Origin of the sequence: Marinobacterium ramblicola (genome assembly GCF_019084545.1) — a bacterium.
GTDB lineage: Bacteria > Pseudomonadota > Gammaproteobacteria > Pseudomonadales > Balneatricaceae > Marinobacterium_D > Marinobacterium_D ramblicola.
In genome coordinates this window covers 21,959-34,726 of record NZ_JAHREP010000017.1, presented here as the reverse complement: position 1 = coordinate 34,726, position 12,768 = coordinate 21,959, and the positions used below count along the sequence as shown (strand labels likewise).

The window sequence follows — 12,768 nt, the reverse complement described above, 5'->3', positions numbered from 1 at the left end:
TTTTTATCATGGCAGTTTCACTGAGGACTATTCTGTCGAGCTACGCCACACGCAGCTGCCACCCACCTTTTTATCCAGCAGGTTCAGGAACGCCTCGTGCTCTGCCTGCTCTTCGGCACTGGCCGTTACCACGACCAGGTCCGCCGCTCCCTCTACTCGCCGCAGAGGTTCGCCACCGCCCTCGTCGCCGCCACTGCCCTCCTGACCAAGCTGGAGAGAGGTCTGACCACCGGTCAGCGCCAGATAAACGTCGGCCAGGATCTCCGAGTCGAGCAATGCGCCATGCAGTTCTCGATGTGAGTTATCTATCTCGTAGCGTCTACATAGGGCGTCGAGATTGTTCTTTGCACCGGGGTGCTTACGCCGCGCCAACGCCAGCGAGTCGGTAATCGTGCAGATATCGGCCATCCGCTCGGCGTAACCGTTACGCTCCAGCTCCTTGTCAAGGAAGCCAATGTCGAACGCCGCGTTATGGATGATCAGCTCGGCGCCGCGTACAAAGTCGAGAAACTGGTCAGCAATATCGGCAAAGGAGGGCTTGTCGGCCAGGAACTCATTGCTGATGCCATGTACCGCCATCGCCTCGGCATCCACCTCACGATCGGGCCGGATGTACTGGTGGTAGGTATTACCGGTTACACGTCTGCGCTCCATCTCGACACAGCCGATCTCGATGATATTATGCCCCTGCTCCGGCTCGAGACCCGTGGTCTCCGTATCCATCACGATCTGCCGTGTACTCATCGCTTACCAAACTCCTCTACACCCCTGTTCGCCAGCTGATCGGCGCGTTCATTCTCCGGGTGGCCACTGTGGCCTTTAACCCACTCCCAACTTATTTCATGCTTTGATACCAATTGATCCAGCATCTGCCAGAGATCCGCGTTCTTAACCGGCTGACGTGAAGCTGTTTTCCACCCCTTGCGCTTCCAGCCCGCCAACCACTCCGTGATCCCTTTACGCAGGTACTCCGAGTCGGTTGTCAGCCTGACCTTGCATGGCTGGTTAAGCGCCGCCAATGCCTCAATCGCAGCTGTCATCTCCATCCGGTTGTTGGTGGTATGAGGTTCGCCTCCGTACAGCTCCTTCTCATGTTTGCCGCTACGCAGAATAGCCCCCCAACCTCCGGGCCCTGGATTCCCCTTGCAGGCGCCATCGGTAAATATTTCAACCACTTTCAAATCGTGACTTTCCCTTTGTTTACAAAACTAACGGTACAAAGCTAACGACGCCGCGACCGCATATGGCCTCGCGCCGTGGGTTTTGGCTCTATGACCGGCAGGCTGATCAGCTTGCGGCGCCAGGGTGTGCGCAGCGGCGTCATGCCGGGCACATCCTTGCGTGCAACAACGACCAGCGCCGCACCGGAGTGGGCTGGCGCTCGCTTGGCCAGAGTGCGCAACCAGGCGCAGCGCTGGCGCCAACGAATACTCTCGAAGGGCGGCATGTAGAAGTCGGACATGGAACGAACCTCGGTCAACTCCAGCAGCCCCAGCCAATCCTGCAGCCGGCCGTGGCGAATAAAATGCCCTGACCAGGGGACCTGTTTGCGCCGGCGCAGGTAGCGGGCAATACCCCACAGACTCGCCGGATTGAAACCCATGATCACCAAATGCCCACCTGGCCTGAGTACACGGGCCGCCTCGCGCAGCACCTGATGCGGATTCTCGGCAAAATCCAGTGCGTGATGAAGCAGCACGACATCCATCGAATCGCTCTGCACCGGCAGCTCACTGTTAGAAGCCACGATGGAACGCTTGCCCATGCCCAGCTCGAGGCTCGGCCCAAGCAGAATACGATGGGGCACAGGGCTGGCATCGAACATGGACTTGCGGCTATCGACCCCGATCTGAAGCAGGTGATAACCAAAAAGCGTCGGCAAAACCTGCTCCAGCAGTGTCTGTTCGACTTCTAACAACTCCCGGCCCAGGGGCGAATCGAACCATTGCATGATTGCCGGGGTCAACTGATTGATATTGAGGGGCTGGTGGAAGGTCATATCTGCTCTGGTTTCGCCAACACGCGATTAACATCACCTGTCATTATAAAGTACCCTGACCGCCTACAAGTCTATAGTGTCCGGGCCAGCTCTTAAACACCGAGGCGTCATACTGGCCGGATAATAGAACACCTGCATGGCAAGTTCCGTTTTTCAGCAAGAGGCAGACAACATGTACAACGTAGCGCCCATTCCCGCCTTTCGAGACAATTACATCTGGGCTCTGCAGGGTGACCAGCCCGGCCAGGTTGCCGTGGTTGACCCAGGCGATGCAGCACCGGTTGAACAGTATCTTGCACAAAACAATCTCTCCCTCGCCGCAATCCTGATCACCCATCACCACCCCGACCACACAGGTGGCGTAGACGATCTCACCGCGCATCGCGGGATTCCCGTATATGGCCCCGAAAACTCACCGTTCAACGGTATTACGCATCAACTGAGCGACAACATGCAGATCGAGCTACTCGGTCAGCGGCTCGAGATCAGAGCGGTACCGGGGCATACCCTTGACCATATCAGCTACTTCCAACCTGGGGAGCAACCCCAGCTGTTCTGCGGCGACACGCTGTTTCTGGCCGGTTGCGGCCGACTGTTTGAGGGAACGCCGGCCCAGATGCACGATGCCATGAACTATTTTGCATCGCTACCCGACGCCACTCTTGTCTACTGCACCCATGAGTACTCCCTGGCCAACCTGATGTTTGCCAAAGCGGTTGAGCCAAAAAACCCGGCGATCGACGCGATCATTGAACAGTGCAAGGTGCAGCGAGAGCAGGACCGCCCCACGCTTCCCTCCACCATCGGCAGCGAAAAACGGATCAACCCTTTTATGCGGACGGCAGAGGACGCTGTAATCGCGGCAGCCCGGCAGCACGCCGGCATCGGACAGGCGGATCCGGTCGAGGTGTTAGCGACTCTGCGCGAGTGGAAAAACCGCTTCTGACGCTCACCAACCTGCTCAAAGATTCAAACAGCACCCCATCTCCGGCTTAAGTTTGACGCAAATGCGACACACCCATAAAATGCGGCAGATTATTTTGCATTTCAGGGGGTTGGGGTTTGAAGCCAGGTATTCACAAGGCCGTGGCCACGCTTGTTTGTGGCCTGATACTGGCGGGTTGTCAAACAGCGTCGACCAAAACCCAACCGCAGAGTCTGGGCGCCTTTCAGGGTGATCTGCCCCAGGCCGAGAGCGTCGCACAGTGGCGCCAGGGGCACCGCAAGCTCCAGGCAACGGCGCCCCCCTCCGCGCGCCCTGTTAGCGACCTGTGGACGTTAACCCGAGAGAATCTGAAGCTAGAGCCTGTTATCGACCAACCCAGTGTCGACGATCAACTGAAATGGTACCTCAAGCACAGCCGCTACATGGCACAGGCGTCTGAGCGAGCTGAAAGTTACTACTATTTCGTGCTTAGCGAAGTACTCGAGCGCAACCTGCCGGCCGAACTCGCCCTTCTACCCTTTATTGAAAGCGGCTATAACCCACAGGCGGTCTCACCCAGCCATGCCGCCGGCGCCTGGCAATTCATCCCCAGCACCGCTGCACTGTTCGGCCTCAAGAGCAACTGGTGGTATGACGGTCGCCGGGACATCGTCCAATCGACCGACGCGGCCCTGGACTACCTTGAATACCTCAACGACCGCTTCGAGGGTGACTGGCTGCTGGCACTGGCGGCATACAACTGCGGCGAGGGCTGCATCGCGCGTGCGGTAAAGCGTAATACCAGTAAGGGTAAGGCAACTGACTACTGGCATCTGTCACTGCCGCGAGAGACACGCCGCTACATTCCCAAACTGATCGCGGTGGCACGGCTGGTCAAAAACGCAGACCAGCTGGGCGTTGAACTACCCAAACTCAACAACACCCCCTATTTCGATATTGTCGATCTGGATGGCCAGATAGATCTGGCCAAGGCCGCCAGCCTGGCCGGCGTTGAACTGGACGAGATCAAACGCCTGAATCCGGGCTTTAGCCGCTGGGCTACCGACCCGGAAGGCCCCCACCGCTTGCTGGTTCCGGTCGCCAACGCCGACCGGCTGCGCGAAGGTTTGAGCAACCTCCCCCCATCCGAGCGGGTGCGCTGGGCCCATTACCAGATCAAGTCCGGCGATACGCTGTCCGGAATCGCAGCGCAGTTCAATACCAGTGTCGCGGTGATTCGTAAAAGCAACAAGCTTGACTCAAATCGAATCCGCGCCGGTAAAAGCCTGCTGATCCCATCCCCCGGCAATACCGTAACCTCCGTTGCCGCCCGGCAGCAGGAACAGGGCAAACAGCAGGTTCACCGCGTAAGCAGTGGCGACAACCTTTGGAAAATCGCACAGCGCTATGGCGTAAGCACCGAGCAACTGGCAGACTGGAACAGCATCAGTGATGTCCGCAGCCTGCGCCCCGGACAAGATCTGATCCTTTATCCAGAGAGTCGTGATCCGGGTTGAACCCATGGACAGTCTTAGTCTATTTATCATCGTCGTTTCGGTCGTGCTTGCGGTCGCGTTCAAATGGTACCTGTTTCGCCGCATCCAGCGCTGGATCGATCAGGACCTGATACGCGGCCTATCCGGGCAGGACATGCAGCTGCACTCACAGCTGATGGCTACCGACCTGTCACTGCGTGAGGCAGGTATCAAGCGCGCCGAACGTCATCGTAGACTCGAACAGCTGGCCCAAGATTTTGAACCGGAGCGCCAAACGACTGTCTCACCTGATCAGTAAGAATCTATCTGCAAGCAACTGATATTACAGGGAGTATGCAGTGTATTATCGTAAATCCCGTTCCCTCATTCACGCACTGATTACCTCACTGACCCTGACCTTTTCCGGTGCTTCGCTCGCCAACGAAATGCCGCTCGCCACCCATGGCATCGCCATGCACGGCGACCTGAAATATGCCGGCGATTTTACCCATTTCGACTACACCAACCCTGACGCCCCCAAGGGCGGTGATGTCCGATTATCCGCGTTCGGCACCTTCGACAGCTTCAACCAGTTTATTATCAAGGGCACCGAGGCGGACGGAATCGGCCTTATCTACGACAGCCTGACGGCCAAGTCACAGGACGAGCCGTTTTCCGAGTACGGCCAACTGGCCAAGGCGATCTACCTGCCGGAGGATCGCAGCTGGATAGAGTTCGAGTTACACGACAACGCCCGCTTCAGCGATGGCGAGCCGGTACAGGCAGAGGATGTGGTCTACACCTTTAAACTGCTGCGTGAACAGGGAGCGCCCTTCTATCGCGCCTATTACGCCGGCATCACCGACATCAAGGCGTTGACGCCAACCCGCGTGCGTTTCGAATTCGGCAACACCGACAACAAGGAGCTGCCGCTGATTGTCGGCGAGATCCCTATCCTGCCTAAGCACTATTGGGAAAAGCGCGATTTCACCAAACCCAGCCTGGATCTCCCTGTCGGTTCCGGCGCCTATATCATCGACAGTTTCGATGCCGGCCGCTCGGTGACCTTTAAGCGCAATCCGGACTACTGGGGGAGAGATCTACCAGTCAACCGCGGCCGTTTCAATTTCGCTACCATCACCTACGACTATTACCGCGATACCACCGTTGCCCTGGAAGCGTTCAAGGCCGGCGAGTACGACTTCCGTCAGGAGTACACCTCCAAGGATTGGGCCACCGGTTATACCGGTACACCCTTCGATGACGGCCGCATCATCAAGAGATCCGTTCCCAACCAGAACCCGGCCGGCATGCAGGCGTTCATCATGAACACCCGACGCCCGCTGTTCAGCGACTCGAGGGTGCGCGAGGCACTCGCCTACGCCTTTGATTTCGAGTGGACCAACAAGAACCTGTTCTACAGTGCCTACACCCGCAGCCACAGCTACTTTGCAAACTCCGAGATGGCCGCCACCGAACTGCCTACGGAGGAGGAGCTGAAAATACTGGAACCGATACGGGATCAGGTTCCACCCGAGGTTTTTACCCAAGTCTACAAGGCACCGACCACCAACGGCGACGGCCAGATCCGTGGCCAACTGCGCCAAGCACTGCGTCTGCTGCGCGAAGCGGGATGGGAGCTCGACAACGGGGTGCTGAAGAACCAGCAGGGAGAGACCTTCGATTTCGAGATTCTGCTGGTGCAGAAAGGCTTCGAGCGCGTGGTCTCGCCGATGATCCGCAATCTCGAGCGCATGGGGATCAGCGCCCACATCCGCATTGTCGACGTCTCTCAGTACGTGAACCGGGTTCGTCAATTCGACTTCGACATGATCGTCAGCGGCTTCGGCCAATCCAACTCACCGGGTAACGAACAGCGCGAATACTGGCACTCCAGTACCGCCAGCCAGCCCGGCAGCCGCAACTATATCGGCATCGAGAACCCAGCTGTCGACTACCTGGTGGAGCAGATCATCCAGGCCCCCGACCGCAAGCAGCTGGTACTGCGCTGCCGCGCACTCGACCGGGTGCTGCAATGGAATCACTACGTCATCCCGCAGTATCACATCAGCGCCTACCGCATCGCCTATTGGGACAAGTTCGGCATGCCGGCCCAGGCGCCGCGCTATGATCTTGGCTTCGATACCTGGTGGATTAAACCCTGATGGCTGCCTATATTGTCCGCCGCCTGCTGCTGATGATTCCAACCCTGCTCGGGATCCTGCTGCTCAACTTCCTGATCGTTCAATTCGCCCCGGGCGGCCCGGTCGAGCAGACCATCGCCCACCTGCAGGGGCTTGGTGTCGATGCCAGCAACCGCATCGGCTCCGGCGTACAATCCGATATCGCAGCCGCGCCCGGGAGAGACAGCAACGGCAGCGGCTACCGGGGCGCCCAAGGGCTGGATCCGGCTCTGATCGCCCAGATAGAGAAGATGTATGGCTTCGACAAGCCGGCCCATGAGCGCTTTCTGAAGATGCTCGGCGACTACCTGCGCTTCGATTTCGGCCGTAGCTTCTTCAGCGACAAAACAGTGGTCGAACTGATCATCGAGAAGATGCCGGTATCGATCTCGATCGGCTTGTGGACCACCCTGCTGACCTACCTGATCTCCATACCGCTCGGCATACGCAAAGCGGTGCGAGACGGCTCCACCTTCGATGTCTGGACCAGCAGCCTGGTGATTCTGGGCTACGCGATACCCAACTTCCTGTTTGCCATTCTGCTGATCGTCCTGTTCGCCGGCGGCACCTATCTTGAGTGGTTCCCGCTGCGCGGACTGACCTCACCGGGGTTCGACGAGATGAGCCTGGGCGAGCAGATTCGGGACTACTTCTGGCACATCACACTGCCGGTTTTCGCCTCGGTGGTCGGCAGCTTCGCCACCCTGACCATGCTGACCAAGAACGCCTTCCTCGACGAGATCCACAAACAGTATGTACTGACCGCTCGTGCCAAGGGTCTTACCGAATCCGGCGTTCTCTACGGCCATGTATTCCGCAACGCCATGCTGCTGATCATCGCCGGCATGCCGGCCGCACTGATCGGGATCTTCTTTACCGGTTCCATGCTGATCGAGGTGATCTTCTCGCTCGACGGCCTTGGTCTGCTCGGTTACGAGGCCGTAATCAACCGCGATTACCCGGTCATCTTCGGCACCCTCTATATCTTCACCCTGATCGGCCTGATCATGAAGCTGATCTCCGATCTCACCTACACCTTCGTCGATCCACGCATCGATTTCGAGAGCCGGGAGGTGTAACGGGATGCAGCTGACACCCATCCAACAACGGCGACTGCGTGCGTTCAAGCGCAACCGCCGCGGCTACTGGTCGTTGTGGATCTTTCTCGCACTGTTCCTGCTCAGTCTCGCCGCCGAGCTGATCGCCAACGACAAGCCGCTACTGGTCCAGTTCAACAACGAACTCTACACCCCGATGCTGGTGAACTACTCCGAACTCACCTTCGGCGGCGAGTTCGACAGCCCGGCCGACTACAAGGACCCCTATATTCAGGCGCTGATCTCCGACAGCGGCGGCTGGCTACTCTGGCCGCCGATCCGCTTCAGCTACGACACCATCAACTACGACCTGCCGGTCCCGGCCCCCTCCCCGCCTTCGGCGGAGAACTGGCTGGGCACAGATGACCAGGGCCGCGACGTGCTGGCACGGGTAATCTACGGCTTTCGCATCTCGGTACTCTTTGCCCTGGTGCTGACCCTGATCAGCTCGGTGATCGGTGTCATGGCCGGCGCGACCCAAGGCTACTATGGCGGCAAGATCGACCTGCTGTTTCAACGCTTTATCGAGATCTGGTCCGGTCTGCCGGTGCTGTTCCTGCTGATCATCCTGGCCAGCCTGGTCGAGCCCAACTTCTGGTGGCTGCTCGGCATCATGTTGCTGTTCTCCTGGATGAACCTGGTTGACGTGGTCCGTGCCGAGTTCCTGCGTGGACGCAATCTTGAATATGTCCGGGCAGCGCGGGCGCTGGGCCTGAGCAACCAACTGATCATGTATCGGCATGTACTGCCCAACGCCATGGTGGCGACGCTGACCTTTATGCCGTTCATCTTCAACAGCGCCATCGTCACCCTGACGGCACTGGACTTCCTTGGCTTCGGCCTGCCGCCCGGCTCCCCCTCACTGGGTGAACTGGTCGCCCAGGGCAAGGAGAACCTGCACGCCCCCTGGCTTGGGATAACAGCGTTTATTGCACTCTCACTGATGCTGACCCTGCTGATCTTCATCGGCGAAGCGGTACGCGACGCCTTCGATCCGAGGAAGATGCTATGACGCAAACCCTGTTCACCATCGAAGAGCTGTCGGTCGGCTTCGGCGACCCGGCGCAGAGCGAACCTGTGGTCAGGAACGTAAGCTTCACACTGGAGCGCGGCAAAACCCTGGCACTGGTCGGCGAATCAGGCTCCGGCAAGTCGGTCACGGCACTGTCGCTGCTCAAGCTTCTTCCCCCCCACCAGGCCAACTATCCCGGCGGGCGGGTACTGTATCAGGGGGAGAACCTGTTGCAGGCCAGCGAAACCCGCCTGCGCGAGATCCGCGGCAACCGGGTCGGCATGATCTTTCAGGAGCCGATGACGTCGCTCAATCCGCTGCACAAAATAGAGCGCCAGATTACCGAGACGCTGCGTCTGCACAGAGGCATGAACGGGCCTCAAGCACGTACCCGTGCCCTGGAGCTGCTGGAACTCGTCGGTATCGATAATGCCAGGGAGCGCTTGAGCCACTACCCCCATGAGCTTTCGGGCGGCCAGCGCCAGCGTGTCATGATCGCCATGGCGCTGGCCAACGAACCGGAACTGCTGATCGCCGATGAGCCCACCACGGCACTGGACGTGACTATCCAGCAGCAGATACTGGAGCTGCTCAGGGAGCTGCAGCAGAAATTAGGCATGTCGGTGCTGTTGATTACCCATGATCTCAACATCGTGCGTCGCTACGCCGATCACGTCTGTGTCATGTACCAGGGCGAGATCGTGGAGCAGCAGGGCTGTCGTGCGCTATTCGAGTCCCCCAGCCACCCCTACACCCGCAAGCTGCTCGACGCCGAGCCCAGCGGACGCCCGCACCCGCTGAACTCAACCCCGGCACCGCTGCTTCGCACCGACCACCTTAGGGTCTGGTTTCCGATCCAGCGAGGCCTGTTCAAGCGCACGGTCGATCACTTCAAAGCGGTGGACGGCGTCTCGCTTGAACTGCAGCGCGGTGAAACCCTGGGTATCGTCGGGGAATCAGGCTCGGGCAAAACAACCCTGGCCATGGCGCTGCTGCGCCTGACCTCATCAAAGGGTCAGATCCGCTTCAAAGACCGGGCGATCGAACAGCTCAAACAGGCCGAGATAAAACCGCTGCGCCAGCAGATGCAGATCGTGTTTCAGGATCCCTACGGCAGCCTCAGCCCGCGCATGTCGATCGCCGAGATAATTGCGGAGGGATTGGGGGTACAGGGGATACGGGACCCGGGCGATGTCGAAGCCAGGGTCATTCAGGTATTACGTGATGTCGGCCTCGATCCGGAAGTGCGCCAGCGCTACCCGCATGAGTTCTCCGGTGGCCAGCGCCAGCGAATTGCCATCGCCCGTGCACTGATACTGAAACCGGAACTGATCGTATTGGACGAACCCACCTCGGCACTCGACCGCACGGTGCAGAAACAGATCGTTGAGCTGCTGCTCGAGCTACAGCGCCGTTATCGCCTGAGCTACCTGTTTATCAGCCACGATCTGTCCGTTGTCCGGGCATTAAGTCACCGCGTTATGGTGATGCACCACGGCAAGGTGGTCGAAAGCGGCCCCGCCGACGCCATCTTCTTCACCCCTCAGCATGCCTATACGCGAGAACTGCTATCCGCCGCCGGATTCACGATGGAGCAAGATGAAAAAAGCCGGCTCTGAAGCCGGCTTTTTTACCTGTCATGACAATCGACCTGAGAATCAGTTGATCTCGACTTCCGCACGCTGACGCAGCTCTTCAGCATGCATCTGATAGATCTGCTGACCGCGCTGGTTCGCAATCATCGTCGACAACGCCTTGCGCTCTTCATCGCTCAGCTCCGTTGAGCCGTCCGTAACGCCTTTCAGCGCGACGATCACACGGGACCCATCACCCAGAGCAACACTGGAGTAGCGTGGCGTCTCGCCCTCAGGACGCGGCATGGCGAAGGCTTCACGCAGCACCGCTGCCGGTACAGACTGATCGCCACGATCGACGGCCACGGCCTCCTGCCACGCCTTATCGGCGTCCAGGTCCGCAAGCTGTTTACCCTCACGCAGCGCTGCCAACCAGCTATCCGCCTGCTCGGCCAGTTGTGCGGCAGCCTTTTCCGCACGCGCCTCAGACTCGATACGATCGCGCACCTCGTCGAAGCTCAACTGCCTTGGCTCCTTGTGTTCACGCAGGTGAAGTACCAGCGTGCGGCCGGAATCCAGCTCGATAGGGTCGCTGTTGAGTTGATCGTTCAATACCTGATCGCTGAACGCTGCCTCAATCGCCTTCTGTGAGCTGCTGACCAGATCGGAACCGCCCGCACGCGAGAACAGCCCGCTCGAACGGATCTTCAAGCCAAGCTCCTCGGACACCGCTTTAAGGTCGTTTGAGGAGAACGCCAGATCCGACAGACGCTCAAGCGCTGCAACATAATCCAGCTCAGCCTTGTCCTGCGCGACCTGATCACGCAGATCGTTTTCCGCTTCAGCCAGCGTCGGCGCTTCGGTCGCCTTGATCGAGTCAAGCTTGATCAGGTGATAACCGAACTCCGTACGCACCGGCTCAGACACTTCACCCGGCTTGAGCTGAAACAGCGCCTCTTCGAACGGCTCGACAAAGACCCCACGCGCATTGAACCCCAGGTCACCACCCTCTTGTGCCGAGCCGAGATCCGCCGATTCACTCTTGGCGAGCTCCGCGAAATCGGCTCCGCCCTCGATCTCCTGGCGCAGCTCCTGCGCGCGAGCCAGTGCGGCATCAGCATCGCGCTCGCTGTTGATATCGATCAGAATGTGACGCGCGGAGCGCTGCTCTTCCGACTTGAAGCCAGCGATCATCTGCTGGTAGGCGGCCTTGATCTCGGACTCGCTCACTTCGTCAGGCTTCGCCAGTGCAACCCGGTCCAGCAGAACATAATCAACCGCCACCTGCTCTTCGGTGACCAGCGCTGACGCTTGTTTATCGTATGCGGCCTGTAGCTCCTGCTCATCGATATCGATCGCGGCGGAATCGGCTTCCAATGTCACATAGGCCAGATCACGCACCTGGCGATCCAGTGAGATAAGGCGCTCAAGCTCCTCACTGGTGGTAAATTCTGACAGCATGTAGCCTGCCTGGGCCTGCTGAATCAACTTTTCCTTGCGGATCAGATCGCGGTACATCAGCGGCGTAAAGCCGGCGCTGCGCAGTACAGCCTCGTATTGATCACGGTCGAACTTGCCATCGACCTGGAACTGAGGTGTCGACACGATAATCTGATCGACCATCTGATCCGACAGATGGAAGCCCATATCTTTTGCCGATTGCAGCATCACCCTGCGCGAAATCAGCCCCTCGATGACCATTTGCCGCAGCATGTTTTCGTCAATGGCCGAAGGATCCGCGTTCTCCCCCATCTGGGCCAACAGCTGACGGCGCTGCAGTTCCATACCCTGGAACAGCTCCTGCTTGGTGATATCTTCTCCGTTGACCTCAGCCGGTGCCGGCTCCTTGTTGGTAAGACTAACCAGCGATTCAACGCCCCAAAGCGCGAATGTCAGCACGATCAGGCCCACGATCACCTTAGCGATTATGCCCTGCGAGTTTTCCCTGATGGTTTGAAGCATTGTTTGCAATAACCCTGTTTTGGTCTGTTGCCCTGAATTGATCAAAATACCCGGAACAGGTTCAACAAAAAAGCGCATTCGGGCTGAATGCGCTTTTTTCTATCTGGCGGAACGGACGGGGCTCGAACCCGCGACCCCCTGCGTGACAGGCAGGTATTCTAACCAGCTGAACTACCGCTCCCGAACCTGATCAGTAAACGGAACGGACTGTTACTTGTTAACAGCGTCCTTCAGAGCCTTACCCGGCTTGAAAGTCGGCAGAGTAGCCGCCGCGATTTCGATCGGATTACCGGTCTGCGGGTTGCGGCCAGTGCGTGCAGCACGCTCTTTCACAGAGAAGGTACCGAAACCTACCAGTGCAACGGATTCACCTTTCTGCAGTGCACCGGTTACAGCTTCCAGTGCAGCATCCAGTGCACGACCGGCAGCGGCCTTAGGAATATCGGCTGAATCGGCAATTGCGTCGATCAGTTCAGACTTGTTCACATTGTTCCCCTTTTAATGTATCGAGTCGTTATTTTGCTATAACTTAAAGTCTTAC

At 58.5% G+C, this 12,768-nt stretch carries 12 protein-coding genes and 1 tRNA gene; 7 read left to right on the top strand and 6 right to left on the bottom strand.

Annotated elements, in window-relative coordinates; translation table 11 throughout:
* Nucleotides 1-27: 27 nt before the first annotated feature.
* From dnaQ to KQ940_RS14010, 3 genes are read right to left on the bottom strand one after another with little or no spacing between them, the layout of a single operon-like run.
* Nucleotides 28-744 carry a DNA polymerase III subunit epsilon gene (dnaQ, locus tag KQ940_RS14020; RefSeq protein ID WP_217414332.1) on the bottom strand — a complete coding sequence of 239 codons (717 nt, stop codon included), beginning with the start codon at nt 742-744 and terminating at the stop codon, nt 28-30.
* Complete coding sequence (rnhA, locus tag KQ940_RS14015; RefSeq protein WP_217414331.1) at nt 741-1,181, bottom strand: ribonuclease HI; 441 nt, start codon at nt 1,179-1,181, stop codon at nt 741-743. Before rnhA ends, dnaQ begins: the two co-directional genes overlap by 4 nt.
* 41 nt (nt 1,182-1,222) lie before the next feature.
* The gene (locus KQ940_RS14010) at nt 1,223-1,999 is read right to left on the bottom strand and encodes a class I SAM-dependent methyltransferase (protein ID WP_217414330.1); all 777 of its coding nucleotides are present in this window, start codon (nt 1,997-1,999) and stop codon (nt 1,223-1,225) included.
* Nucleotides 2,000-2,171: 172 nt separating this feature from the next.
* Here KQ940_RS14010 and gloB point away from each other — a divergent pair, with 172 nt between their 5' ends.
* The 7 genes from gloB (at nt 2,172) to KQ940_RS13975 (ending at nt 10,310) form a co-directional block, all read left to right on the top strand.
* Nucleotides 2,172-2,945: a hydroxyacylglutathione hydrolase gene (gene gloB, locus KQ940_RS14005; RefSeq protein WP_217414405.1), complete on the top strand. Its 774-nt coding sequence runs from the start codon at nt 2,172-2,174 to the stop codon at nt 2,943-2,945.
* 116 nt (nt 2,946-3,061) lie between these two features.
* On the top strand, nt 3,062-4,441 hold the full coding sequence (locus KQ940_RS14000) for a LysM peptidoglycan-binding domain-containing protein (RefSeq protein WP_217414329.1): 1,380 nt from the start codon (nt 3,062-3,064) through the stop codon (nt 4,439-4,441).
* Between the two features lie 4 nt (nt 4,442-4,445).
* Complete coding sequence (locus KQ940_RS13995; protein ID WP_217414328.1) at nt 4,446-4,718, top strand: hypothetical protein; 273 nt, start codon at nt 4,446-4,448, stop codon at nt 4,716-4,718.
* A gap of 40 nt (nt 4,719-4,758) precedes the next feature.
* Complete coding sequence (locus tag KQ940_RS13990) at nt 4,759-6,564, top strand: extracellular solute-binding protein (protein WP_343222661.1); 1,806 nt, start codon at nt 4,759-4,761, stop codon at nt 6,562-6,564.
* Nucleotides 6,564-7,661, top strand: coding sequence for a microcin C ABC transporter permease YejB (locus tag KQ940_RS13985; protein ID WP_217414327.1), 1,098 nt, complete (start codon nt 6,564-6,566; stop codon nt 7,659-7,661). Before KQ940_RS13990 ends, KQ940_RS13985 begins: the two co-directional genes overlap by 1 nt.
* 4 nt (nt 7,662-7,665) lie before the next feature.
* Nucleotides 7,666-8,691 (top strand): ABC transporter permease, encoded by a 1,026-nt coding sequence (locus KQ940_RS13980; RefSeq protein WP_217414326.1) that lies wholly within the window; start codon nt 7,666-7,668, stop codon nt 8,689-8,691.
* On the top strand, nt 8,688-10,310 hold the full coding sequence (locus KQ940_RS13975) for an ABC transporter ATP-binding protein (protein WP_217414325.1): 1,623 nt from the start codon (nt 8,688-8,690) through the stop codon (nt 10,308-10,310). The genes KQ940_RS13980 and KQ940_RS13975 overlap by 4 nt, the downstream gene beginning before the upstream one ends.
* Before the next feature lie 39 nt (nt 10,311-10,349).
* Here the strand turns inward: KQ940_RS13975 and KQ940_RS13970 are convergent, their stop codons facing one another.
* From KQ940_RS13970 to KQ940_RS13960, 3 genes are all read right to left on the bottom strand, one after another.
* Nucleotides 10,350-12,227 carry a SurA N-terminal domain-containing protein gene (locus tag KQ940_RS13970; protein ID WP_217414324.1) on the bottom strand — a complete coding sequence of 626 codons (1,878 nt, stop codon included), beginning with the start codon at nt 12,225-12,227 and terminating at the stop codon, nt 10,350-10,352.
* Nucleotides 12,228-12,331: 104 nt separating this feature from the next.
* Nucleotides 12,332-12,408 (bottom strand) — tRNA-Asp (locus KQ940_RS13965).
* Nucleotides 12,409-12,437: 29 nt separating this feature from the next.
* Complete coding sequence (locus KQ940_RS13960) at nt 12,438-12,713, bottom strand: HU family DNA-binding protein (protein ID WP_036191212.1); 276 nt, start codon at nt 12,711-12,713, stop codon at nt 12,438-12,440.
* Between the last annotated feature and the right edge of the window lie 55 nt (nt 12,714-12,768).